18 protein-coding genes and 1 pseudogene (1 of these 19 running past the window's edge) are annotated in these 25,355 nt (G+C 70.7%); 10 read left to right on the forward strand and 9 right to left on the reverse strand.

Annotated features, from left to right (window positions below; genetic code table 11):
* From sucB to EJC77_RS06725, 3 genes and pseudogenes are all read right to left on the reverse strand, one after another.
* Positions 1-75, reverse strand: a pseudogene (gene sucB / locus EJC77_RS06715) (2-oxoglutarate dehydrogenase, E2 component, dihydrolipoamide succinyltransferase); it reaches 1,623 nt to the left of the window's first position.
* Positions 76-234: 159 nt separating this feature from the next.
* Positions 235-1,617, reverse strand: coding sequence for a dihydrolipoyl dehydrogenase (lpdA, locus tag EJC77_RS06720; RefSeq protein WP_125610903.1), 1,383 nt, complete (start codon positions 1,615-1,617; stop codon positions 235-237).
* 155 nt (positions 1,618-1,772) lie between these two features.
* A complete protein-coding gene (locus EJC77_RS06725) occupies positions 1,773-3,296 on the reverse strand; it encodes a leucyl aminopeptidase (RefSeq protein ID WP_125610905.1) in 1,524 nt (507 codons plus the stop codon).
* Positions 3,297-3,406: 110 nt separating this feature from the next.
* On the opposite strand from EJC77_RS06725, the gene gcvT reads away from it, so the two are divergent.
* The 5 genes from gcvT to EJC77_RS06750 all read left to right on the forward strand — a co-directional run bounded on the left by gcvT (position 3,407) and on the right by EJC77_RS06750 (position 10,141).
* Positions 3,407-4,540: a glycine cleavage system aminomethyltransferase GcvT gene (gcvT, locus tag EJC77_RS06730; RefSeq protein ID WP_125610907.1), complete on the forward strand. Its 1,134-nt coding sequence runs from the start codon at positions 3,407-3,409 to the stop codon at positions 4,538-4,540.
* A gap of 94 nt (positions 4,541-4,634) precedes the next feature.
* The gene (locus EJC77_RS06735; protein ID WP_420820303.1) at positions 4,635-5,594 is read left to right on the forward strand and encodes a proteasome assembly chaperone family protein; all 960 of its coding nucleotides are present in this window, start codon (positions 4,635-4,637) and stop codon (positions 5,592-5,594) included.
* A 22-nt stretch (positions 5,595-5,616) separates the two neighbouring features.
* Positions 5,617-6,969 (forward strand): MFS transporter, encoded by a 1,353-nt coding sequence (locus tag EJC77_RS06740; RefSeq protein ID WP_125610909.1) that lies wholly within the window; start codon positions 5,617-5,619, stop codon positions 6,967-6,969.
* Between the two features lie 111 nt (positions 6,970-7,080).
* Positions 7,081-8,565, forward strand: coding sequence for a DUF4192 domain-containing protein (locus EJC77_RS06745; RefSeq protein WP_125610911.1), 1,485 nt, complete (start codon positions 7,081-7,083; stop codon positions 8,563-8,565).
* A 256-nt stretch (positions 8,566-8,821) separates the two neighbouring features.
* Positions 8,822-10,141 carry an RNA polymerase sigma factor gene (locus EJC77_RS06750; RefSeq protein WP_125610913.1) on the forward strand — a complete coding sequence of 440 codons (1,320 nt, stop codon included), beginning with the start codon at positions 8,822-8,824 and terminating at the stop codon, positions 10,139-10,141.
* 90 nt (positions 10,142-10,231) lie between these two features.
* Here EJC77_RS06750 and EJC77_RS06755 read toward each other — a convergent pair whose 3' ends face one another.
* The gene (locus tag EJC77_RS06755; protein ID WP_125610915.1) at positions 10,232-10,453 is read right to left on the reverse strand and encodes a DUF7455 domain-containing protein; all 222 of its coding nucleotides are present in this window, start codon (positions 10,451-10,453) and stop codon (positions 10,232-10,234) included.
* A gap of 210 nt (positions 10,454-10,663) precedes the next feature.
* Here EJC77_RS06755 and EJC77_RS06760 point away from each other — a divergent pair, with 210 nt between their 5' ends.
* Positions 10,664-12,796, forward strand: coding sequence for a DNA gyrase/topoisomerase IV subunit B (locus tag EJC77_RS06760; RefSeq protein WP_125610917.1), 2,133 nt, complete (start codon positions 10,664-10,666; stop codon positions 12,794-12,796).
* 3 nt (positions 12,797-12,799) lie between these two features.
* On the opposite strand, the gene EJC77_RS06765 is transcribed toward EJC77_RS06760, so the two are convergent.
* From EJC77_RS06765 to EJC77_RS06775, 3 genes are read right to left on the reverse strand one after another with little or no spacing between them, the layout of a single operon-like run.
* The gene (locus EJC77_RS06765; RefSeq protein WP_125610919.1) at positions 12,800-13,651 is read right to left on the reverse strand and encodes a PhzF family phenazine biosynthesis protein; all 852 of its coding nucleotides are present in this window, start codon (positions 13,649-13,651) and stop codon (positions 12,800-12,802) included.
* A 9-nt stretch (positions 13,652-13,660) separates the two neighbouring features.
* Complete coding sequence (locus tag EJC77_RS06770; RefSeq protein ID WP_125610921.1) at positions 13,661-14,611, reverse strand: M56 family metallopeptidase; 951 nt, start codon at positions 14,609-14,611, stop codon at positions 13,661-13,663.
* A 41-nt stretch (positions 14,612-14,652) separates the two neighbouring features.
* A complete protein-coding gene (locus EJC77_RS06775) occupies positions 14,653-15,033 on the reverse strand; it encodes a BlaI/MecI/CopY family transcriptional regulator (RefSeq protein WP_125610923.1) in 381 nt (126 codons plus the stop codon).
* Between the two features lie 139 nt (positions 15,034-15,172).
* Here EJC77_RS06775 and EJC77_RS06780 point away from each other — a divergent pair, with 139 nt between their 5' ends.
* From EJC77_RS06780 to EJC77_RS06795, 4 genes are read left to right on the forward strand one after another with little or no spacing between them, the layout of a single operon-like run.
* Positions 15,173-16,750 carry a cytochrome ubiquinol oxidase subunit I gene (locus tag EJC77_RS06780; protein WP_125610925.1) on the forward strand — a complete coding sequence of 526 codons (1,578 nt, stop codon included), beginning with the start codon at positions 15,173-15,175 and terminating at the stop codon, positions 16,748-16,750.
* A 57-nt stretch (positions 16,751-16,807) separates the two neighbouring features.
* The gene (gene cydB, locus EJC77_RS06785; protein WP_125610927.1) at positions 16,808-17,836 is read left to right on the forward strand and encodes a cytochrome d ubiquinol oxidase subunit II; all 1,029 of its coding nucleotides are present in this window, start codon (positions 16,808-16,810) and stop codon (positions 17,834-17,836) included.
* Between the two features lie 7 nt (positions 17,837-17,843).
* A complete protein-coding gene (cydC, locus tag EJC77_RS06790; RefSeq protein ID WP_125610929.1) occupies positions 17,844-21,203 on the forward strand; it encodes a thiol reductant ABC exporter subunit CydC in 3,360 nt (1,119 codons plus the stop codon).
* The gene (locus EJC77_RS06795) at positions 21,200-22,162 is read left to right on the forward strand and encodes a GNAT family N-acetyltransferase (RefSeq protein ID WP_125610931.1); all 963 of its coding nucleotides are present in this window, start codon (positions 21,200-21,202) and stop codon (positions 22,160-22,162) included. Before cydC ends, EJC77_RS06795 begins: the two co-directional genes overlap by 4 nt.
* Positions 22,163-22,179: 17 nt before the next feature.
* On the opposite strand, the gene EJC77_RS06800 is transcribed toward EJC77_RS06795, so the two are convergent.
* Together EJC77_RS06800 and EJC77_RS06805 are read right to left on the reverse strand one after the other, a co-directional pair.
* The gene (locus EJC77_RS06800) at positions 22,180-22,698 is read right to left on the reverse strand and encodes a DinB family protein (RefSeq protein WP_125610933.1); all 519 of its coding nucleotides are present in this window, start codon (positions 22,696-22,698) and stop codon (positions 22,180-22,182) included.
* 38 nt (positions 22,699-22,736) lie between these two features.
* Positions 22,737-25,292, reverse strand: coding sequence for a DNA gyrase/topoisomerase IV subunit A (locus EJC77_RS06805; protein WP_125610935.1), 2,556 nt, complete (start codon positions 25,290-25,292; stop codon positions 22,737-22,739).
* Positions 25,293-25,355: the final 63 nt, after the last annotated feature.

A 25,355-nucleotide genomic window follows, 5' to 3' on the forward strand; every position in this document is an offset into this window, starting at 1 on the left:
CTGCTTGAGCCATCGCGTGACAGTACCTTCGGTGACGCTTTCACCCAAGGCGGGCAAGTTCACGGATTCAGACATTTCGTCCCCGTTCTCCTAAATTCTTTTCGCTTAAGTCTGTGATGCACTGCACGGAACGCACGGGTGACGCTGTCCCTCGCAAAATGCCCGACTTCCCAAATGTGTGCTGATGTGATGCGGTGCACCCGGCGCATGCGCCGGGTGCACCGAGATGATTCGCTAGCCGTGCAGCGGGCGGCCCGCCAGGGCCATGGCCGCTTCCCCGAGGGCTTCGTTCTGCGTCGGGTGGGCGTGGATGAGGCCGGCCACGTCCTCCGGGTACGCCTCCCAGTTCACGATGAGCTGGGCCTCGCCGATCTGCTCGCCGATGCGGGTGCCGATCATGTGCACGCCGACCACCGGGCCGTCCTTCTCGCGCACGAACTTGATGATGCCGCCGGTGCCGAGGATGGCGCTCTTGCCGTTGCCGGCCAGGTTGTACTCGGTGCTTTCGACGTTGGCGTCGCCGTACTTCTCCTTGGCCTGCATCTCGTTCAGGCCGACGGAGGCGATCTCGGGATCGCAGAACGTGACCTTCGGGACGTTGATGTCCTCGACGACGACCGGGTTCAGGCCGGCGATCTCCTCGGCCACGAAGATGCCCTGCTGGAAGCCGCGGTGCGCCAGCTGGACGCCGGGGACAATGTCGCCGACCGCGTAGATGTTGCCGACGCCGGTGTGCAGGCGCTCGTTCGTGATGACGAAGCCGCGGTCGATCGTGACACCCGCCTCCTCGAAGCCCAGGCCGGCAGTGGACGGACCACGCCCGACGGCGACGAGCAGCAACTCGGCCTCGAACGTCTTGCCGTCCACCAGGGTGACCTTGACGCCGTCGTCGTCCTGCTCCACGCCCTGGAAGAACGTGCCGGTGTTGAACTTGATGCCGCGCTTGCGGAACGTGCGCTCGAGCACCTTGACAATCGAGGCGTCCTCGTTGGGAACCAGCGAGGGAAGGCCCTCGACGATGGTGACGTCCACGCCGAACGACTTCCACACGGAGGCGAATTCGACGCCGATCACGCCGCCGCCGAGCACGATCACGCTCTTGGGCACGTAGTCCATGGTCAGCGCCTGGTCGGAGGTGATGACCCGGCCGCCGATCTCCAGGCCGGGCAGGGTGCGCGAGTAGGATCCGGTGGCGAGCACGATGTTCTTGCCCGTGTAGTTCACGCCGTTCACGGTGACGGTGTTGGCGGCGGTCAGCCGGCCCTCGCCCTCGATGACTGTGATGCCCTTGCCCTTGATGAGGCCCTGCAGGCCCTTGTACTTGCCGGCGACGATGCCGTCCTTGTACGCGTTCACGCCGGCCATGTCGATGCTGGTCAGTTCGACATTGACGCCGACCTTTGCACCGTCGCGGGCGTGATCGGCAACCTCGGCCGCGTGCAACAGCGCCTTCGTGGGGATACAGCCATTGTGCAGGCAGGTACCGCCAAGCTTGCTCTTCTCCACCAGGCCGACCGTCATGCCCAGCTGGATGGCGCGCAGTGCCGCGGCATAACCGCCGCTGCCGCCGCCGAGAATCAGGATGTCAAATTCTTGCGCAGGTGCCTGTTCGGCCACTTAGACGCTCCCTCGTATTCTGGTGGCGCGCGGGTTTGCGCGCCAGGTACTCAAAATTCGGCAAACACTAGTGCATTCACCTTAGCGGTCACTCGTACCATGCTCCACCCATGCCATGGGATGCGGAATAGGTTTGTGGCCAGTGTCACGCGGCCCTATGCGGCACGGGACACGACGTCCTCGACATAGGCGATGAGCGTGCGAACGGCGTAGCCGGTGCCCTGTTTCGGGGTGTAACCGTACGCGCCGGACTCGTTGAACGCCGGGCCGGCGATGTCCAGGTGCGCCCACGGGATCGTCGCCCCGTCCTTCCCGGCCCCGACGAACTCCTGCAGGAACACGGCGGCCGTCATCATGCCGCCCATGCGTTCGCCGATGTTCGCCATGTCCGCCACGGTCGAATCCAGGGACGGGCGCAGTTCCTCGGGCAGCGGCATCGGCCAGATGAGCTCGCCGGCCCGGTCGGCGGCGGCCTTGATGGCGGCGCTGACCCCCTCGTCGCCCATGACGGCGGCCGTGCGGTGCCCGAGGGCCAACACCTGGGCGCCGGTCAGGGTGGCCACGTCGAGGATCGCGTCGGGCTGTTCGAGCGACGCGGCCGCCAGCCCGTCCGCCATGACCAGGCGGCCCTCGGCGTCGGTGTTGAGCACCTCGACGGTCTTGCCGCCGAACATGGTGAGCACGTCCGAGGGGCGGATGGCCGTGCCGGAGGGCATGTTCTCGGCGATGCACAGCCAGCCGGTGACCTTCACGGGCAGGCCGAGCCGCGCCACGGCCAGCACGGCGTTGAGCACGGCGGCCGCGCCGGCCATGTCGCACTTCATCGTGATCATGCCGGCGCCGGGCTTGATGGAGATGCCGCCGGAGTCGAACGTGATGCCCTTCCCGACGAACGCCAGCGAGACCAAGGCCTTGGCGGGGGCGTATTCCACCTTGACGAGCCGTGGCGGGCGGGCCGAGCCCTGGCCGACACCCATGATACCGCCGTAGCCCTCCTTCTCCAGGCGTTTCTCATCGAGCACCGTCACCTTGACCGGCAGCCCCTTGGCCAGGTCCCTGGCCGCGTCGGCGAACGTGGCCGGGTACAGCCGGCTCGGCGGCTCGTTCACGAGCGTGCGCGTGGCGTTGACGGCGGCGGCGACGACCGAGGCGCGTTCCAGGGCGGTGGCGAGTTCCGGGGCCTTCGACAGGGAGGTGTGGATGGTCACCGTGGCGACGGGGGCCTTCCGGCCATCCTTGCTCGAGTGCAGGCTGTCGAACTGGTAGGCGCCCAGTGCGGCGCCCTCGGCGATGGCGGCGATCTGGGCGACCGACGTCGTCGGCAACGCCATCACCACATGGGCCAGGCCGGCCAGCTGGCGCACGGCCGAACCGGCGGCGCGGCGCAGCGCCTCCTCCGTGATTTCGCCGTTGCCGAGCTTGCCGACGCCGGCCAGGACCAGCACCTTCGCGCCCGTCTCGGCCAGGCCCGGCACGCGGACCACCTGGTCGGCGGCCCCGGTGACACCGAGCCCCTCCAGTGACGCGGCCAGCGACGCGACCGCGTCGGCCGGCAGCGGCGAATCGAGCAGGACGGGGCCGTCGGCGCCCTTGCCGACGCCGACGACGAGCGCGTCCGCCGCCGTCTTCAACAGGTTCCCGGCGATGACGTTGAAGGTGATGTCTTGAGTGGTGACCACGAAATCCGCTTCCGATCGTGTTGGTGTGATGGCTGTGCCTCTTCGTACTGATCGTAGCCGCTTGCCTGCGGCCGCCGCGGCTGCCACGGCCGCTGCGGTACCGTTGGGCCATGACTGAAAATTCCCCCGTACTGCTGCACGGCCCCCTGCATGAATGGCATGTGGCGCATGGTGCGAAGATGGCCGAGTTCGGCGGCTGGCTGATGCCGCTGCAGTACGACGGCGGCGGGGTCGTCGCGGAGCACTCCGCGGTTCGCGAGACGGTTGGCCTCTTTGACGTCTCCCACTTGGGGAAGGCGACGATCACGGGGCACGGCGCGGCGGCTTTCGCGAACCGCTGCCTGTCCAATGACCTGGGCCGGATCGGCCCCGGCCGCGCCCAGTACACGCTGGCACTCACCGATGCCGGCACGGTCACCGACGACCTCATCGCCTACCTGCGGGGGGACGACGACGTCTTCCTGATCCCGAACGCGGCCAACACGGCCGCGGTCGTCGCCGCCCTGCAGGCCGCCCGTGACGCCGAGGGGATCGCGCTGGAGGTCACCGACCGGCACCGCGAGTTCGGCGTGTTCGCCGTCCAGGGACCGAGGTCGGCCGACGTCATGCAGGCCCTGGGCCTGCCCGAGCCCACCGGCTACATGGCCTTCGTGGACGCCACCGTGACCATCGCCGGCACGCCGGTGCCGTTGACCGTCTGCCGGACCGGCTATACCGGCGAACACGGTTACGAGATCGTGCCGCGGTGGGCGGACGCCGCCGTCGTCTGGGACGCGCTCGCGGCCGCCGTCGAGCAGGCGGCGGGCTTGCCGGCCGGCCTGGGCGCCCGCGACACGCTGCGCACGGAGATGGGGTACGCCCTGCACGGCCACGAATTGTCGACGTCCATCACGCCGCTGGAGGCGGGCGTCGGGTGGGCCGTCGGGTGGGGGAAGGACGCGTTCTGGGGCCGCGACGTGCTGGTGGCGCAGAAGGCGGCCGGTGCGCCGCGCAAGTCCGTGGGCCTGCTCGCCACCGACCGGGGCGTCCCGCGCGCGGACATCGACGTGCTGGACGGCGGTGGCGCCGTCGTCGGCCACACGACGTCCGGGACATTCTCGCCGACCCTGGGCGCCGGCGTCGCACTGGCCCTCGTTGATCCGTCCGTGCAGCCGGGCGACACGCTCGCCCTGGACATCCGCGGCCGCAAACTGGCCGTGACCGTCGTGAAGCCGCCGTTCGTCGAGGTCCATGTGGCGAACTGACCACTGCCCATGCCGTGGGAATCGGCGGGTGCCCGGAATGTTTCCGGGCACCCGCGACGTTGTTATGGGGTAGAGAACCTGCCCGGAGGAGAAATTGAAAGACTTGCAGTACACCCCGTTCCAGGACCCGCACGGCCTGTACGCGCTCAATGAGACGCTCATTGGGGAGGCGGACCTGCGCGGGCTGAACCTCCTGATGACCTACACCGGTTTCGCCGACGCCGGGCACGTGGCCGGGCAGGTCGCCGGGGAACTGCTGGAGCAGCTCGACGCCGAACCGCTGGCCGTGTTCGACATCGACCAGTTGCTCGACTACCGGTCCCGCCGGCCGCGGATCACGTTCGACGAGGATCACCTGACCGACTACCAGCAGCCCCGGCTGTGCCTGTACCTGTTGCATGACCCGCTCGGCCAGCCGTTCCTGTACCTGGCCGGCAGCGAACCGGACCTGCAGTGGGAGCGGTTCGCACGGGCGGTGCTGGCCCTGGTGGAACGCTTCGACGTGAACCTCGTCGCCTGGGCGCAGGCCGTGCCGATGCCGGTGCCGCACACCCGGCCCATCGGCGCCACCGTGCACGGCAACCGGCCCGAGCTGATCGAGGGGATTTCGGCCTGGAAGAGCACGGTGGAGATCCCGGCGTCGATCGGCCAACTGCTGGAGGTCCGGCTGACCGAGGCCGGCCGCAACGTCGTCGGCTACGCCATCCATGTCCCGCACTACCTGGCCGAGGCCGAGTACCCGCCCGCGGCCGTGGCGGCGCTCGAATACCTGGGCGCCGCGGCCACGCTGATGCTGCCCAGCGAGCGACTGCGCGAGGCCGGGCGGGCGGTGGAACGCCAGATCGCCGACCAGGTCAACTCCTCGGCCGAGGTCCAGGCGGTCGTGACGAACCTGGAGAAGCAGTACGACCAGTTCAGCGACGGCGCCGGCCGCCGGTCGCTGCTGGCCGGACAGGGCGACGAATTGCCGGACGCCGATGAGCTTGGTGCGGCGGTCGAGGCCTACCTGGCCAGTCGTGACGCCCGTCCGGGCGACGATGACGGGCGCCGCTGAGGTTTCACCCTAGACTGGACCGGTGGATAGCCGGAAAGCGTGGATCGTCTGGGGCGTGGGCGTTTTCGCCTACCTGATCGCCATCACCCAGCGAACGTCGTTCGGCGTGGCCGGGCTGGCGGCGACCGACCGCTTCAACGCGACGGCGTCGGCCCTGAGCGCGTTCACCGTCCTGCAGTTGCTCGTCTATGCGGGCCTGCAGATTCCCGTCGGCGTCCTCGTCGACAGGTTCGGCCCACGCGTCATGATCGCCACGGGCGCCGGGCTCATGGCCATCGGACAGATCCAATTGGCCGCCGCCACGTCGGTGCCGGGCGGCGTCGTGGGGCGTGTGCTCGTCGGCGCCGGGGACGCCATGACCTTCATCGCGGTGATCCGCCTCATCCCGGCCTGGTTCCCGACCGCCCGCGTTCCGGTGCTCACCCAGCTCACCGGCCAGTTCGGCCAGTTCGGCCAGCTCATCAGCGTCATCCCGTTTGCCTTCGTGCTGCACCAGGCGGGGTGGAGCCAGGCGTTCCTGGGCTGCGCCGCGCTCGGCCTGCTGGCCTGCGTGGCGTCCGCCGCCGCCATCCGCAACTGGCCCGACGCCGCGCCCGCCGCCCCCCAGCCCGGTCTCAGGGAGTCGGCCGGGGACTTGGCGAGGGCCTGGCAGCAGCCGGGTACGCGGCTGGGCATGTGGAGCCACTTCACCGTCCAGTTCACCGGCACGGTGTTCATGCTCACGTGGGGTTATCCGTTCCTCGTCTCCGGCCAGGGCGTCGCCCCCGCCGTCGCGACCGTGCTGCTGAGCCTGTTCGTCGTCGTCGGGATCATCTGCGGTCCGCTGTTGGGCGGCTGGGTGGGCCGGCATCCGCTGCGTCGCTCAACCATGGTGCTGGCCGTGACGGCGCTCATCGCCGTCAGCTGGGCCGCCGTGCTGCTCTATCCGGGGCCTGCGCCGCTGTGGCTGCTGGTGGTGCTGGTACTCGCCCAGGCGCTGGGCGGGCCGGCCTCGATGATCGGGTTCGACCTGGCCCGCACGTACAACCCGTCGCACCGTATCGGCACGGCCACCGGCATCGTCAACGTCGGCGGGTTCGTGGCCGCACTCATCGCCATGTACGTGATCGGCCTCGTGCTGGACCTGCTGCACAACAGCGCCGGCGGCGAACTGTATTCCCTGGATTCCTTCCGCATCGCCATGTCCGTGCAACTGGTGCTCATCGCGTTCGGGACGGTGTGCATCATCGCGTGCCGGCGCGAGGTGCGACGGCGCATGGCGGAGGCCGGTTCGGCGGTGCCGCCGCTGCGTGTCGCGCTGGCGGACAACAGGCGCCGGCGCGCCCAGTTTCGGCGCGAACGCCAGGAAGTACGCGGCGGACGCCGGGAACCATAACGGCGCGGCCCCGTCCTCCACAGGACGTCATTTCGGCGGATACGGCACGTCTTGTCCACAGCCGCACCGCCCACCCTGTCGGCCGGTACCGGGTCCGTGCAGCCTTGGGGCATGAAAGAAAACAACGAGCACCCCGCCACCGCAGGCACAGCCAACCCCGGCACGGGTGCATCAAAGACGACAAAGGCAAGCAGGTCCAAGGCCGGCTCGACCAAGGCGGGCGCGGCCACGGCGGGCGATGGAAAGCCCCGTGTGCCGACGTCCGGCGCTGCCCGGCCCGGCACGGGTCCGGACCGGCCGCCGGCCGGCCCGCCCGCTAGTCCGCCCGCGCTCCCGGACCAACCGCTCGAGGCGATTCGGGTCAGCACGGGTGCCGACATCCTCGCGGTCATCCCGCACATCGTCGGGTACTGGCCGAGCAATGCCGTCGTCTGCATCGGCATGGCCGGTCCGCGGCTCCGGGCCACCATGCGGATGGACCTGCCCGCCGCCGGAACGGTCAGTGCCCGGCGCTTCGCCGACACGGCCGCGCACCACCTGGCTGTCGACGGGGAGGCGGACGGGGCGCTGGTCGCCTTCTTCGACGACGCCGAGTGGGCCGGCCCCGGCGACCGGCCGCATGCCGCCCTGTTCGAGGCGATGCTGCACGCCTTCGGCCGGGCCGGCATCCCCGTCCACGACGCCTGGCACGTCGGCCCGGGACACTACCGGCATTACGACTGCACCGAGGCCGACCCGTGCGGATTTCCCGGCCGGCCCAACGACGAGATCCTGGGCAGCCGGGCAAGCGCCGAGCTCGTGTATCGCGGCAGCACCGTCAGGGACAACCCGTTCGACGCCGTACCCGAGCTGGTCAAGGTCGCCGACCGGGCCTTTGCACGCACCGTCCGGTCCCTGCTCGGCCCGTTGCGCCGGGACCTGCTGGCCCGCGGCACCGACGAGAACCAGCTGGCCGTGACACTGGCCGTCTGGGAGCGGGCGCTCACACACTGGCCGACGCCACCGGACGCCGCCACGGCCGCCTTCCTGCTCGCATCACTGGGCAACGTCGGGGTGCGCGACACGGTCCTGGTCCAGTTTGCGCAGTCGCCCGAGGCCGCCTTCAACGGCGCCGACGCCGTCCGGATCGTCCACCGCCCCTCCGCCGGGCCGGTGGCGCCCGCCGGGTGGGACGACGTCGACGCGGCGGCCTACGCGGTACCACGGCCCGGCCAGACACCGGACGCCGCCGACCTGCGCGACATGCACGCGGGGCTGTACACGGAGGTGGTCCTGGGCGGTGCCGTCGACGGACCGCCCCGGCTTGCCCCCGACTGGCCTCGGCTGGCCCGCGCCCAGGCGCTGCTCCTTTTCCTGGCCTGTTCGTCCGGCGGCCCGGACAAGGCGCCCGTGCTGTGCATGCTCGGCTGGATCCAGTGGTGCAAGGGCAGGGGTACGTGGGCCGGGGTGTACTTCCAGGCCGCGCAGCGATACCGGCCGGGCTACCGGCTGGCGGAGCTCCTGGAGCGGCTGCTGGACGCCGGCGTCATCGCCGGCTGGGCCAAGCACCCCCGCACCGCGTGGCGGGGTGATCCGCTTGGCGAGGAGGCGGCCTGACCGGGTGGGTGGGCCAGCCATGAGACAATGAAAGCCGACGACCCGGTTGGGTCCGTGTTTTCAGGCACCAACACCGCTGACGGTCCATAATGACCAACATGCCTGCCCGCGACGGGAACAATGTCGCGGCGGCGGCAGTTGTACATCATGACCCTTCAAGCGTGTGATGCTGTCCGGAAAAGCATCGCGGACTTGACAGGGTCATAGTGGTGTTACCCGCAGGTGACGCCACAGGCCGCTGCATGAAAGGTTTTCTGTGTCTGCAACTTCCAAGAGCAATGACTCTGCACCTGCCGGGGACGCAGCCTCGGTGACCACCGAGGCGTTGACGCCCGCGCAGAAGAGGGCCGCCACGCTCGCCGCCAAGAAGGTCGCCGGCGGCAACGCGCCGGCCAGGGCCGGCCGCAAGGCGGCGGCAGCGAAGAAGGCCGGTTCGAAGAAGGCCGCGACGGACGACGGCGACGATCACGACGAGGCGGCCGGGCCGGCCGACGTGGATCTCGAGCACACGGACGACGCCATCGAGCCGGACGCCGAGGACGTGGCGAAGGATGACGACGAGCAGTCCGGCGAAGCGGCGGCCCCGGCCACCGGCAGCGGCTTCGTGTACTCCGACGCCGACGACGACGACGCGCCCGTCCAGCAGGTCATGTCGGCCGGCGCGACCGCCGACCCGGTCAAGGACTACCTGAAGCAGATCGGCAAGGTCGCGCTGCTGAACGCCGAGCAGGAAGTCGACCTGGCCCTGCGCATCGAGGCCGGCCTGTTCGCCGATTCCAAGCTGAACGGTCCCGACGCGGACAAGATGGACCCACAGCTGCGCCGTGACCTGGTCCGGATCGTGCACGACGGCAAGCGGGCCAAGAACCACCTGCTGGAGGCCAACCTGCGCCTTGTCGTGTCGCTGGCCAAGCGGTACACGGGCCGCGGCATGCTGTTCCTGGACCTGATCCAGGAAGGCAACCTGGGCCTGATCCGTGCGGTCGAGAAATTCGACTACACGAAGGGCTTCAAGTTCTCCACGTACGCCACGTGGTGGATCCGCCAGGCCATCACCCGCGCCATGGCCGACCAGGCCCGCACCATCCGCATCCCCGTCCACATGGTCGAGGTCATCAACAAGCTGGCCCGCGTGCAGCGCCAGATGCTCCAGGACCTGGGTCGCGAACCCACGCCCGAGGAGCTGGCCCTGGAGCTGGACATGACCCCGGAGAAGGTCGTGGAGGTCCAGAAGTACGGCCGTGAGCCGATCTCGCTGCACACGCCGCTGGGCGAGGACGGCGACTCCGAGTTCGGCGACCTGATCGAGGACTCCGAGGCCGTGGTGCCCGCGGACGCCGTGTCGTTCACGCTGCTGCAGGAGCAGCTGCACTCCGTGCTGGACACGCTCTCCGAGCGGGAGGCCGGCGTCGTCGCCATGCGCTTCGGCCTCACCGACGGACAGCCGAAGACTTTAGACGAGATCGGCAAGGTCTACGGCGTCACGCGCGAGCGCATCCGCCAGATAGAGTCCAAGACCATGTCGAAGCTGCGCCACCCGTCGCGGTCGCAGGTCCTGCGCGACTATCTGGACTGATCCCCATGCGAAAGGGAGGGACCCGCGGGGTCCCTCCCTTTCGCATCCCTTTCGCGGGCCGAACGGCCCGCCAGGGTGTCAGTCGACCTGTCAGTCGACGGCGACGGGTTCCTTCTCCAGGAGCCGGCCGGTCTCGTCCTGCCAGGCGGAGGACAGTGGGCGCAGCGACGCCTCGACGCCGCGGGCGTGGTGGCCGCAGAAAAGGAGTTCGCCGCCCGAGGACTCGAGCACGACGCGCACGTAGGCCTGCGCCCCGCAACGGTCGCAACGGTCCAGGGTGTTCAGTTTCTGCTCGGCAACTGCGTTCATCATGGCGGCCTCCTTCGTAGTACCTGTACCCCATACAACCATCCGTGCACCCTTTTCAGTTCACCTGACGCCCCACTTTCGCTGACCGCGTAGCGGGCGGTGCCCGGCACGCCCGCCTCGCCCGCTTACACGGCGACCGCGCCGGCACGCGTTAACCTTGATGGGGGACCCGTCGGCCGGCAGCGGCAGGCGGGGGTCTCGCCGTCGTACTTGATGCAAAAGGAGCCGCCGACCGTGGCACGCCAGAATTCCGATTACACCGCCCGCCACCTCTCGGTGCTCGAGGGGCTGGAAGCGGTCCGGAAACGCCCCGGCATGTACATCGGCTCCACGGATTCGCGCGGGCTCATGCACTGCCTGTGGGAGATCATCGACAACTCGGTCGACGAGGCGCTGGCCGGGTTCGGGCAGAACATCCTCGTGGTGCTGCACCCGGACAACTCGGTGGAGGTGCACGACGACGGTCGCGGCATCCCCGTCGACATCGAACCGAAGACCGGGCTCAGCGGCCTGGAGGTGGTGCTGACGAAGCTGCACGCCGGCGGCAAGTTCGGCGGCAGCTCGTATGCGGCCTCCGGCGGCCTGCACGGCGTGGGTGCGAGCGTCGTGAACGCGCTGTCCGCCCGGATGGACGCGCAGGTGGACCGCGGCGGCAAGACGTACCAGATGAGTTTCCGGCGCGGCGAGCCCGGCCACTTCAAGGACGTGGGCGGGAGGCCGGGCCCGGACGCCGCCTTCGAACCGTTCGTCTCGACGTCCTCCCTGGACGTCGTGGGCAGCACGAAACGCGGCGTCACCGGCACGCGCATCAGGTACTGGGCCGACCGCCAGATCTTCACGCCCGACGCCGCGTTCTCCTACCCCGACCTGGTCGCCCGCGCCCGGCAGACCTCGTTCCTGGTGCCCGGGCTGCGGCTGACCATCCGCGACGAGCGGCGGCTGGCCGGCACGCCGGGGGAGTCCGGCCCGCACGTGGAGGTGTTCCACCACGACGGCGGCATCTCCGAGTTCGTCGACTTCCTGGCCGCCGACGGCCCGGTCACCGACATCTGGCGGCTGCAGGGGCACGGCGCGTTCAAGGAAACCGTGCCCGTGCTCGACGACAGGGGGCACCTCAAGAGCACGGAGGTGCAGCGCGACTGCGAGGTCGACATCGCGCTGCGCTGGGGCATCGGCTACGACACCACCATGCGCAGCTTCGTGAACATCATCGCCACGCCGAAGGGCGGACGGCACCAGGAGGGCTTCGAGGCGTCGCTGCTCAAGACGTTCCGCAAGACCGTCGAGGCGAACGCACGCAAGTTGAAGGCCGGCAACGACAAGATCGAGAAGGACGACGTGCTGGCCGGGCTCACGGCCGTGCTGACCGTCCGCCTGGCCGAGCCGCAATTCGAGGGGCAGACGAAGGAGGTCCTGGGCACCCCGGCCGTGCGCGCCATCGTGGCCGGGGTGGTCGAGAAGGAACTCAAGGCGAAGTTCGCGTCCACGGCCCGGGCCGACAAGACCCAGACGGCGCAGCTGCTGGAGAAGGTCGTCTCCGAGATGAAGTCGCGCATCTCCGCGCGCGTGCACAAGGAAACCCAGCGGCGCAAGAACGCGCTGGAAACCTCCAGCCTGCCGGCGAAGCTGGCCGACTGCCGCAGTGACGACGTTGCGCGCAGCGAACTGTTCATCGTCGAGGGCGACAGCGCCCTCGGCACGGCGAAGCTGGCCCGTTCCTCCGACTTCCAGGCGTTGCTGCCGATCCGCGGCAAGATCCTGAACGTGCAGAAGGCGTCGGTGGGCGACATGCTGGCCAACGCCGAATGCGCGGCCATCATCCAGGTCGTCGGGGCCGGGTCGGGGCGCACCTTCGACCTGCCCGCCGCCCGGTACGGGAAGATCGTGCTCATGACGGATGCGGACGTGGACGGCGCACACATCCGCACACTGCTGTTGACGCTGTTCTTCCGGTACATGCGGCCCATGATCGACGCCGGGCGCATCTACGCGGCCGTGCCGCCGTTGCACCGGGTCGAGGTGGTCAACGCCGGCGCGAAGGCGAACGAGATGGTCTACACGTACTCCGAGGCCGAGCTGCACGCGCTGCTGGCGAAGCTGGAGAAGCAGGGCAAACGCTACAAGGAACCGATCCAGCGCTACAAGGGCCTGGGCGAGATGGACGCCGACCAGCTGGCCGAGACCACCATGGATCCGCGCCACCGCATGCTGCGCCGCGTCACGGCCGCGAACGCCGAGGCCGCGGAGCGCACGTTCGAGCTGCTCATGGGCCAGGACGTGGCCCCGCGCAAGGAATTCATCGTCGCCGGCAGCGCGCAGCTGGACCGGGACCGCATCGACGCGTAGCCGTCAGCCGGCAATGGGCGTGGCCGTCCCCGTGACGGTGATGCCGCCGGTCACGGGGACGTCGACGTGCAGGACACTGGGCCGGCCGACGTGCCGGCCCTGGTGGATCACCACGTGGCCGGGCACGGCGATCAGTCCCAGGTCGCGCAGGTACGCGCCCACCGACGCCGCCGCGGACCCCGTGGCCGGGTCCTCGGCCATGCTGCCGACGGGGAACGGGTTCCGGGCCTCGAACTCGGTCCCCGACATGGCGTGCAGGATGGTCACCGTCCCCGTCCAGCCCCGGCGGTCCATGAGGGCGCGCATGGCGGCCGGGTCGAACGTGAACGCGTCGAACGCGTCGGACCGCGCCAGCACCAGCACCGGGTGCGGATTGCCGGCATGGGACAAACGGGGTGGGTAGCCGGCGGCCAAGTCCACGACACCCAGGCCCAGCAGGGCCAGGATGTCATCGCGGTCGCCATCTGGTAGTTCGCTGACGGCCGGTTCGATGGAGGTGAACGACGCCATGATCCCGTCCGGGGAGCGGGACGTGTCCAGGACGACCGGACCGGCGGCGGTCTCGAAGACGAACGGTCCCACGCCGTGGCGTTCGGCCAGGGCGACCGCCGTGGCGACGGTCGCATGCCCGCAAAACGGCACCTCGGCGATGGGGGAGTAGTAGCGGATGCCCACCGCGCGTGGCGCCGCCGCGGTGGGCGGGGCCGTTACGAACGCCGACTCCGCATAGCCGAGATCGGCGGCGATGCGGAGCATCTGCCCGGCCGTCAGGGTGCTGGCGTCCAGGATCACACCGGCGGGATTGCCGCCGTCGGCCGTTTCGGCGAAGGCGCTCAACCTGAGGATCTCGGTCATGCCCTCAGGTTAGCCGAACGCGCCGGGGACGATCAGCAGCGCCGTCGGCACGGCCAGCAACAGCAGCGCCACCGCCAGGACGAGCGCCTGCCCGCCGGTCCCCATCGCCGGGGCCGGGGTGAGCAGCCTGCCCAGCCGGGCCGACGTCGTCGCCGGCGTGTCGATCTGCTCCGCGCCGGAGCCCACCAGCGAACTGGCCGGCAGTTGCGCCGACCCGCTGGCCACCAGCGCGATGGCCGTGACCAGCGTGTTCGGGGTGACGGTCCGCAGCGCCACGTCGTCGGCCAGGATTTCGATCAGCGACGACACCGACCGCTGGGCCAGCTTGGACGTGGGCAGCCACGGCAGCGCCGACCGCCAGGCCGCGAACGCCCACAGCAGCAGGTGGTGGCGCTGGGCCAGGTGCGTCTGCTCGTGGATGAGCACCGCATGCAACTCGTCGTCCGAGAGCAGCGTCATCAGCCCGTCGGACAGGACGGTGATGGACCGGGCCCCGCCCGGCAGGCAGTACGCCACCGGCGCCTCATGGTTGATGACGAGCGTGTCCGGGCGGTCAAGTGAGGGAGAGCTGAGCAGGGTCAGTAATTCGCGGTGCCGGCGACGCTGCTTGATGATCCGGTAATACGTCAGCCACAGCGTGAACACCAGGTGGGCGGACAGCAAAGCGGCGGCACTGAGGGCGAACGCGTGGACCAGCCCCAGCTCGTCGAGCGAGCGCCGGCCCAGGATGATGTCGACCACCCCGCGCAGGCCCGCCGCCAGGTTGCCGCCCAGCGGGACCAGGCCGTAACAGAGCATGGCGCCGACCATGGACAGCCCGCCGGCCAGCGCGATGGCCTGCCACAGCACCATGGCCGCGAACGGCGCCCGGGCCGGCCAGTGGGCGCGCGACAGCAGCACCGGCACGGGCCAGGCCAGGATGATGGCCAGGGCGGCGAGGAACCATGAGGTCCAGAACATGGTTTAAGGCTAGCGTGCCGGGGTGTGCGGCTGCGGCGAGGCTAGTGGCCGCCGAGCAGCTTGCGCAGCGTGGCGGCCTCGCCGTCGCTGACGGTGCCGATGAAGCGGGCCAGCACGGCCTCGCGGTCCGGCGCCGAACCGAGCACCTCGAGCATGAGCTCGGCCGTATGGTCGGCGCGGGAGGTGACGGCCTTGTAGCGGTGCGGACGGATGGAGCGTTCGCGCTCCACCAGGCCCTTCTTCTCCAACCGGGACAGCACGGTCAGCACGGTGGTGACCGCCAGTGGCCGGGTGTCGCGGGACTGGTCCGCGGCGCTGGGACGAGACGACAGCAGATCCCGCAAGGTGTTCGCCGTCATTGCTTCCGGATGTTCCCAGAGCAGGTCCATGACGGCCCGTTCGAGTTCCCCAAGTGTGGCCATGTGATTCCTTCGCGCGTGATGCTTCCAACATGTAACACTACAAATGTACCCGTTTTCCCGACGATGTTCTACAGTAGGTAGAAGTTACAGTTCTACGCCACGTAGAACTCACTCGCCCGACCTCGTTCGAAGGGGAAAAATGGACGCGTTGGAGATTGCGCGCTGGCAATTCGGCATCGTGACGGTGTACCACTTCCTGATGGTGCCGCTGACGATCGGGCTGGGGCTGCTGGTGGCCGTCCTGCAGACCGTCTGGCACCGCACCGGCAAGGAGGAATACCTGCGCGCCACGAAGTTCTGGGGCAAGCTGTTCTTGATCAACTTCATCATGGGCGTGGCCACCGGCATCGTCCAGGAGTTCCAGTTCGGCATGGCCTGGAGCGAGTACAGCCGCTTCGTCGGCGACGTGTTCGGCGCGCCGCTGGCCATGGAGTCGCTGCTCGCGTTCTTCGTTGAATCGACGTTCCTGGGCCTGTGGATCTTCGGCTGGAAGAAGCTGCCGGCCAAGATCCACCTGGCCTGCCTCTGGGTGGCGGTCGTCGGCTCCGTGGTCTCGGCGTACTTCATCCTCGTGGCCAACTCCTGGATGCAGCACCCGGTGGGGGTGCAGATGGCCAACGGCAAGCCGCACATGGTCGATGCCTGGGCCGTGTTCACCAACAACACCGCGCTCGTGGCGTTCTTCCACACCATCACCGGCGCCCTGGCCGTGGCCGGCGCCTTCCTGCTCGGCATCGCCTGGTACCACCTGTGGCGCCGCCGCCGTGACGGGATCGACACCGTGGGCGCCGACGGCCGGGTCGTCGTGGGCGAATCGGTCGCCATCCCCGGCCGCGACAAGGCGGACCACGCCGTCTGGATCAAGTCGCTGCGCATCGGCGCCGTCGTCGCCATGCTCGCGTTTGCCGGCACGGCCATCTCCGGCGACATGCAGGGCAAGCTGATGTTCGAGCAGCAGCCCATGAAGATGGCCGCCGCCGAGGCCGCCTGCCACGACGGCACCAGCTTCTCCATCCTGTCCCTGGGCGACCTGAGCAGCCGCGACTGCTCCAAGGTGGTGGCCGTCATGGAGGTCCCCGGCCTGCTTTCCTTCCTGGCCCACAACGACTTCTCCACCGACATCAAGGGCGTCAACACGCTGGTGCCGGAATACCAGGCCAAGTACGGCACCCGCCTGCCGGACAACCCGATCTACGGTGACCGGGCCGGCCAGCCCATCAACTATGTGCCCGTCATGCCCGTCACCTATTGGGGCTTCCGCATGATGATCGGCTTCGGCGGGCTGGCCGCGCTGGCGGCGTTCATCGCGTTCTTCATCGCCCGCAAGGGCACCGTCCCCGAGTCGAAATGGCTGATGCGCCTGGCGCTGGTGGGCATCCTGGCCCCGTTCGGGGCGAACGCGGCCGGCTGGATCTTCACCGAGATGGGCCGCCAGCCGTTCGTGGTGGCGCCCAACCCGGCGATGAGCGGCATCGACCAGGTGTTCATGTTCACCGCCGCCGCCGTGTCCCCTGGCGTCTCCGCCGGCGAACTGGTCTTCTCCCTCGTGGCGCTGGGCTCCGTCTACGCGGTGCTGTTGGTGGTGGAGGTGAGGCTGCTGACCAAGTACATCCGCGGCGGCGTGGCCTCGGCCATGCCCGAGCTGGGCGGCCACGGCACCGGCGGCCCCGGCCCGGGCGGGGAGGGCGGCGACGATGTGCTCGCGTTTGCCTACTAGCCCGCCTGCCGGCAGCCCCGAACCGACCCCGCTTCCCGGACCCAAGGACTAGAGACAATGGACTTCCTTCCCACCCTGTGGTTTGTGCTCATCGCCGTGCTGTGGACCGGGTACCTGTTCCTGGAGGGCTTCGACCTGGGCGTCGGCATGCTGATGAAGGCGTTTGCCCGCGACGAAAGGGAGCGGCGCCTGCTCCTGAACACCGTTGGCCCGGTCTGGGACGGCAATGAGGTCTGGCTGATCACCGCCGGCGGCGCCACGTTCGCGGCGTTCCCGCTCTGGTATGCGTCCCTGTTCTCCAGCCTGTACATCCCGCTGGTGTTCGTGCTGCTGGCGCTGATCTTCCGCGCCGTCGCGTTCGAATACCGCGGCAAAGTCCAGCACGACACCTGGCGGCGGGTCTGGGACTGGGCCATCGCCGTCGGGTCCCTCGTGGCCGCGTTCGGCATCGGCATGATGCTGGCGCTGACCACCACCGGCCTGCCGCTGGATGCCAATGGCGACCGCGTGGGCGGCCCGTTTGCCTGGTTCACCTGGCCCGGCGTGCTCGGCGGGCTGGCCGTGGTGGGCTTCTGCCTGATCCAGGCCGCGGCCTTCCTGGCGTTGAAGACCGACGGCGGCGTCCGCCACCGTGCCCGCGCCCTGGTGCGCCGCTGGTTGCCGGCGGGGCTGCTGCCGCTGGCGGCCTGGGTGGTCCTGGTGGCGGTGCAGAACGGCAAGGGATTCAGCTGGATCCTGGTGGCCGTGGCCATTGCCGCCGCCGTGGTCTCGTGGCTGGCAACCCGGGCCGGCCGCGAGGGCGTCGGCTTCCTGGCCATGGGGGCGTTCCTGCTGGCCGGCAGCGCCGCGATCTTCAGCGGCGTGTTCCCCGTGGTGCTTCCATCCACGCTGGACCACGCCTGGGACCTGACCGTCGCCAACGCCTCCTCCTCGCCGTACACGCTGGGCCTGATGTCCGTCGTGGCCGCCATCGGGGTGCCGCTGGTGATTGCGTACCAGGCGTGGACGTACTGGGTGTTCCGCAAGCGCATCAGCGTCCACCACCTGCCCGAGCCGCACGACTTCGCGCCGGCGATTGCACGGTGAGCCCCGCATGAGTCCCCGCCCGCACTTGCCGTCCGGCCGCCCCGCCCGCCTCGCGCTGGCGGCGCTGGCCGGGCTGGCCGCGTTGAAGGCGGCCGCCCTCGTCGTCCTCATGGGTGCGCTGGCCCAGGCGCTGGCCGCGCTGGCCGGCGGGCGGGCCCAGGACGCGGCCGCGCTCGCCATCCAGGGCGGCGCCGGCACGCTGATGCTCGGCGCGGCCGTGTGGGGGCAGCAGGTCGCCGCCCGGCGTGCCGCGCTCGGCACGAAGGAGGAACTGCGGGCCAGGCTGCTGGCACACCGGCTCACCGGGCACCGCGCCCACGGCGACGACAATGCCGGCGCCGAGGGCATGCTGGCCAGCCGCGGCCTGGACGGGCTGGACAACTACTTCACCACGTACCTGCCCGCCCTCGTCGGCTGCGCCGTGCTGCCGCTGCTGATCGGCGTGCGCATCCTGGTCGCCGACTGGGTCAGCGCCCTCGTGATCGTGCTGACCGCCCCGCTCGTGCCGGTCTTCATGGTCCTGATCGGCCACTACACCCAGGACCGCGTCGCGGCGGCCGCGCGCGGGCTGGACAGGCTCTCCACCCACCTGCTGGAGCTGGCCCACGGCCTGCCCGTGCTCGTGGGCCTGCGCCGTGCCACCGCGCAGCGCCGCGCCCTGACCGACATCTCCGACCGCTACCGGCAGACCACCATGGCGACGCTGCGCACCGCGTTCCTGTCCGCCATGGCGCTCGAGCTGATCACCACCATTTCGGTCGCCGTCGTGGCCGTGTTCATCGGCGTGCGCCTGGTCGGCGGCGCCATGGGGCTGGAGGCGGGGCTGCTGGCGCTCATGCTGGCCCCGGAGTGCTTCCGCCCGCTGCGCGACGTGGGCGCCGCCCACCACGGCAGCGAGGACGGCGTCGAGGCGCTGCGGCGGGTCGGCGCCATCCTGGCGGACGAGTCTCCGGTTCCGGTCGTGGCGGGGACGGACGACGGCGGCGCGTACGTCGTGCGCGCCCGTCAGGTCACGCTGGCCTACCCGGGCCGCACCGAACCGGCCCTGGCCGGGTTCAGTCTCGAGCTGCCGCGCGGCGGCACGGCCGTGCTGTCCACGGCCAGCGGCACCGGCAAGTCGACCGCCCTCGCCGTCCTGGCCGGGCTGCTGCCGCCCACGGCCGGGACCGTTGACCTGCCGGCCGCCGGCCGCACCGTCTGGGTCGCCCAGCACCCGGCATTCACCGAGGAGCTGGTCCGGGACGAGGTGTCCTTGTACGCGGCCGGCCCGGACCAGGCTCCCGTCCCGGCCCACGCCGTCGCCGCCGCCCTGGCCGCCGTCAACGCGGCGCACCTGGCCGACCGCCCGGTGGCGGACTGCAGCCCGGGGGAGCTGCGCCGCGTCGCCGTGGCACGGGCGCTGGCGCGCATCGTCTGCGACCCGGCCGTGGAGCTCGCCCTGTTCGACGAACCCACGGCGCACCTGGACCCCGCCTCCGCCGCGCTGGTGCGCGCCGCGGTGGCCGGCCTGCGCGGGTCCGTGGCCGTCGTCGTCGCCACGCACGACCGGCTGCTGTCCGGGCAGCTCGGCGGGAGCGCCGAAACGGGCGGGACGCCGGCAACCGCCGAGCCCGCCCCGGCCTCCTCCGCGCCCCTCGTGACTGCCGGCACCAGCACAACCATCGGGCCGGCCGACACGGATGCCGGCACCGGTTCATCAGGCCCCGTCCGCTTCCGGTGGCGCTGGCTGTGCCGGCTGCCGTTGGCCTCGGCCCGGTTCGCCGCCGGCGTTGTCGTCGCCGCGCTGGCGACCCTCAGCGCGGCGGCGCTCTCCGGCATCTCCGGGTGGCTGATCGTGTGGGCGTCGTGGCAGCCGCCCATGATGTACCTGATGACGTTGATCGTGGGTGTGCGCGCGTTCGGCATCGGCCGGTCCGTGCTGCGCTACGCCGAACGGCTGCTCGTCCACGACGCCGTGCTGCGCTGGACCACGACGCTGCGCGTGCGGTTGTGGGACGCCCTGGCCGGCAACGTGGGCCAGTGGGGGAAGCTGACACGCACGGGCGGGGCGCTGGGCACCCTCGTTGCGGACGTCGACGAGCTGCGCGACGCCCTGCCGCGGGCCATCGTGCCGCTGCCGGCCGCCGTGCTGTCGTACGCCGCCATCCTGGCCGTCACGGCGTGGCTGCTGCCGGGCGCCGCCGTCGTCGTCTGGGTGGCCGGGCCGGTGACGCTCGTCGCGCTGCCCCTGCTTGTGTGGGCGCTGCAACGCCGGGCCGCCGCGGCGTCCGCCGTGCACCGGTCCTGGCTGGCGGGCCGCGCCACGACGCTGCTCGGTGCCGCTGACCAGTTGGCCGTCAACGGCGTGGGAACGGTGCAGGCGCAACGCTTCCGCGCTGGCGACCTGGCCGTCTCCGGGCCGTTGCGGCGGGTGGCGTGGACGTCGGGGCTCGGCCAGGCGGGCGTGTCCGTGCTGACGGGTGCCGCGGCCGTCGCCGTCACGCTGCTGGCCGTGGCGGGCCGCGCCGACGCGCGGGCGGCCGCCGTGGCCGCCCTGCTCATGCTGGCGCTGGCCGAGCCGCTGGGCATGTACGTGGCGGCCATCGGCGAACTGCCGGTCATGGCGGCCATGATGAAGCGCACCATGCCGCTGCTGGACACCCCGCCGACCGTCATTGACGGCGGTGCCCCGGCATCAGGGCCTGCCGGGCGGGTGCGGACGCTGCGGCTCGACGACGTGAGCGCCCGCTACCCGGGCGCCGCCGGGCCGGTGTTCACGGACGTGTCCGGGGGAGTGGGGCGCGGGTCGTGGTGGGCGGTGACGGGCCCGTCGGGTTCGGGCAAGTCGACGCTGCTGGCGGTGCTGCTCGGCTTCCTGCCCCCGGAGCGCGGCCGCTACACGCTGGGCGGCGCCCCGGCCGCCGGCCCGCGGCTGGCACAGGTCGCCTGGTGCCCGCAGGAGCCGTACCTGTTCAACTCGACGCTGCGCGCCAACCTGGCCCTCGCCAGGCCGGCCGGCGACGCACCGGCGGACGGGGAACTCACGGCCGCGCTGGCAACCGTCGGCCTCGGTCCGTGGTTCGCGGCCCTGCCCGACGGCCTGGACACCCGCGTGGGGCCCGGCGGGCACAACCTCTCCGGCGGGCAGCGTTCCCGCGTGTCGGCGGCCCGCACGCTCGTGGCGGGCGCCGCCGTCGTGCTTTTGGACGAGCCGACCGCGCACCTGGGCGCCGACGAATCGGCCGGCCTCATCGCCGACCTGCGCGGCGCGCTCGCCGGCACGGCCGTGGTGCTCGTGACGCATGACGCCGGGCTGGTGGGCCCGGACGACGCCCACCTTTCGTTGGGCGAGCCGGCGCTGGGGGAGGCTGCTACGCTGGCGCGATGAACGCTTTGCCGCCCGCCGCCGACGGTCTCGAATTCCGCCCCGCCACGCCGGCGGACGTGGAGCCGTGGGCGGCGCTTATGACCCGCATCGCCGACGCCGCCGACGCGCCGTGGCATGAGGGCGCCGCCGACCTGGCCGAGGTGTTCGGCACGGCGGTGTACGACCCGGCCCTGGACACGCTTCTCGGTGTGGACGGCGGGGGCGTGCCGCGCGCCCACGCGCGGGTGTCGAAGGCGCCGGACGCCGACGCGGCCTACGTGACAGGCGGCGTGGACCCGGCCTGGCAGCGAAGGGGTGTCGGCTCGGCCGTGCTGGCGTGGCAGGTGGCGCGGGTGCGTGAACGGTCCACCGGATCCGCCCGGGCCCGGGCGCGCACGTTCGAGAACGAGGCGGCCAGCCAGGCATTGCTGCGCGGAGCGGGCTTCTCCATTGCGCGGTACTTCGACGAGATGGTGCGGCCGCTGGACTCGTTGCCTGCGGTGTCCGTGCCCTCCGGGGTGTCGATCGTGCCGCTGACCGCGGACCTGCACGAGGCTGTGCGACTGGCGCACAACGAGGCGTTCGCCGACCATTGGGGTGCGGACCCGCGCGATGCGCGGCGGTGGGGATTCCTGCTGGGGCACGACGACTTCCGCCCCGGGTGGTCGGGGGTGGCCGTGGACGACGCGACGGGGGAGGTGGCCGGGTACCAGCTGGCCATGTACGACGCCACGATCATGGAACGGGAGGGCAGGGCCCGGGGCTACACGGAGCTGCTCGGCGTGCGGCGCCCCTGGCGCGGGCGCGGGGTGGCTGCGGCGCTGTTGGCCGACGCCATGGCCCGGTTCAGGGCCGCCGGCATGGTCGGGGCGGCGCTTGACGTGGACAGCGAGAACCCGACCGGCGCCGTCGGGCTTTATGAGCACATGGGCTACCGGTTGCTGCGCCGGTCCATGGCGTGGGACCTCGTGCTGGACTGATAAGTGGAAACGGCCGGTCAGGCGTGGACGTCGTGCAGGTGGTGGATGACGTCATGCAGGAAGTACTGCGAGAGCGTCAGGACCGTGAACGCCGAACCGTTGCTGCGCAGGCCGCGCCGTCCCCAGTCCTCCTCCGTCACCGAAGCGAACGCCGAGGCGGCGTCGGTGCCCGCCTGTGCAAGCTCACGGGCCACGACGGCCGGGTCCTGTCCGGCGTAGTCGCCGTCCACGGCGGCCTGGTCCTGGTCCCAGTCGGCAAACGTCGGGTTGTCCTGGCCCAGCATCAGGTTCAGCCGGGCCTCGAAGACGCCGAACACGTCCCGCACATGGCAGGCGTACTCCAGCGTCGACCAGGTCGAGTCGTCCGGGCGGACGTCGGCGTCCTGGCGTTTCAGGGCGCCCTGCCAGCGGGGGAGCAGGGCGGGGATGGTGCTGGCCACGGCGGCCGGCGTCGTGTTGTCGGCCGTGAAGCCGCATTCCGGGCAGGGACGCCTGAGCACCCACGTCCAGTCCTTCGTGTCAGGGGTGATCGCCATGGCGCCAGTCTAGGCCACGGCGCCGGGCGCGCGCCGTCCTAATCCAGCTCGAAGGCCGCTTGCAACGGCACGTCGTCCGGCGCGGGAGCCGGAACGGATTCCGCCTGCCCGTCCACGGCCGGACCGACCAGGTCGATCGCCTGGGCCAGCGCGATGCCGGACCCGTCGCGTCGCCCGTACTCGGTGGGCAGGGCCCGGACCGCGCCGTTCGCCGCCGACGCCTTGGCCGGGCCGTGCCCGGCCCACGCCAGCAGGAGCAAATCCTCGCCCTTCAGGAACCGGTGCGCCCGCACGCCGCCGGTCGCTCGGCCCTTCGCCGGGTACTCGTCGAACGCCGTGACCTTGGCGCTGCCGGCCTCGGTGCCCGGCAGCGCGTCGGTGCCGCCGGCAATCGTGACGACGACGGCGCCCGTGTCACCGGCGGCGACGGCACCGAAACTGATCACCGTGTCGCCGGCGCCCAGCTTGATGCCGGCCATGCCGCCGGCCGTGCGTCCCTGCGCCCGCACGGTGGACGCCGCAAAGCGCAGCAACTGGGCCTGGGCCGTGATGAACACCAGGTCGTCGTCGTCCGCGGCCACGGCCACGCCGACGACGGCGTCCTTTGGCTTGAGCGCGATGTACTCCCAGTCGTCCCGGTTCAACGGGTAGTCCGGTTGCACGCGCTTGACCACGCCCGCCGCCGTACCCACGGCCACCACGGCGTTCAGCGGCGCGAAGCCGATGAGCGATTCGCCCTTCCCGAGGGTCAGGAATTCCTTCGCCGGCACGCCGCCGGCCAGGTTCGGCAACGACGCCGTGACCGGCAGCACCGGCATGTCCACGACCTGCAGGCGGATCATCCGGCCGGTCGACGTCAGTGCGCCGATCTCGCCACGGGCCGTGGTGCGCACGACGGAACGGAACACATCGTGCCGGGCCCGCGGGCCGTCGTCGTTCAGGGGATCGGCGGTGGCGGTGCGCGCGATCTGCCCACTGGCGCCCAGGATCACCCAACACGGGTCGTCGGCGATCTCCAACGGCAGCGCGGCCGCCTTCCCCTTCGGCCCGGCGGCGGCCAGCGCCTTCGCGACCGACGGCGCCACGGCCTCGGATTCCAGCAGCACGGTCCGGCGCGGCGTCGCGTACTTGTCCGCCACCTCGGCCAGCTCATCGGAGACCAGCGTGTGCAGCCGCTCCGTGGAGCCTAGGATGGCCTCCAGCTCGGCGATCTCCTCGCGCAATTTGTCGCGTTCCGCCTCCAGCTCGATCAGCGAGAAGCGGGTCAGCTGGCGCAGCCGCAGGGCCAGGATGTGGTCGGCCTGGATCTCGCTCAGTTCGAAGATCTCCATGAGCCGGGCGCGGGCGGCGGCGGCCTCGTCGGAGGCGCGGATGACCTGGATGACCTCGTCGATGTCGACGATGGCCAGCAGCAGGCCCTCGACCAGGTGCAGCCGGTCCTGCTTCTTGGCCAGCCGGAACGCGGTGCGGCGGCGCACCACGTCGATGCGGTGCTCCACGTAAACGCGCAGCAGTTCCAGCAGTCCCAGTGTCTGCGGCTGGCCGTCGACCAGGCACACGTTGTTGATGCCGAACGAGTCCTCGATGGGCGTGTGGCGGTACAGCTGCGCGATGACGGCGGCCGGGTTGAACCCGTTCTTGATCTCGATGACCAGGCGCAGGCCGTTGACCCGGTCGGTGAGGTCGATGACGTCGGCGATGCCGGCGACCTTCTTGGCGTTGACGGCCTCCTTGATCTTCTCGATGACCTTCTCCGGGCCCACCAGGTACGGCAGCTCGGTCACGACCAGGCCGGTGCGGCGGGCCGAAAGCTGCTCCACCCCGATCTTGGCGCGCGTCTTGAACGAGCCCCGGCCGCGCGCGTACGCGTCCCGGATGCCGTCCAGGCCCACGATCCGCCCGCCCGAGGGCAGGTCCGGGCCCGGCACGAACGCCATGATGTCCGCCAGCGTGGCGTCCGGGTGGGCGATCAGGTGCCGGGCGGCGGCGATGACCTCGCCCAGGTTGTGCGGCGCCATGTTCGTGGCCATGCCGACGGCGATGCCGGAGGCGCCGTTGACCAGCAGGTTCGGGTACCCGGCCGGCAGCACCGACGGCTGCATCATCTGGTTGTCATAGTTCGGGACGAAGTCGACGACGTCCTCGTCCAGGTTGTCCGTGAGCGCCAGCGCCGGGGCGGCCATCCGGGCCTCCGTGTAGCGCGGGGCGGCCGGGCCGTCGTCGAGCGAGCCGAAGTTGCCGTGCCCATCGATCAGCGGCAGGCGCAGCGAGAAGTCCTGCGCCATGCGCACCATGGCGTCGTAGATCGCGGCGTCGCCGTGCGGGTGCACCTTGCCCATGACCTCGCCGACCACACGCGTGCTCTTCACGTGGCCCTTGTCCGGGCGCAGGCCCATCTCGCTCATCATGAACAGGATGCGCCGCTGCACCGGCTTCAGCCCGTCCCGGGCGTCCGGCAGCGCACGCGAGTAGATGACCGAGTACGCGTATTCGAGGAACGAGCCCTCCATTTCGTGGCTGACGTCGATCTCGACGATGTTCTCGGTGAAATCCTCGGCGAAAATGTCATCAGCCGGGCGTTGGCGCTTGGCCATGGTGGCGGTGCTTCCTTTGCTCCTGCGGGTGGGACCGAACCGACGGATCGGTACAGTAAGTCT

The sequence above is a fragment of the Specibacter cremeus genome (genome assembly GCF_003946885.1).
In the GTDB taxonomy this organism is placed as follows: domain Bacteria; phylum Actinomycetota; class Actinomycetes; order Actinomycetales; family Micrococcaceae; genus Specibacter; species Specibacter cremeus.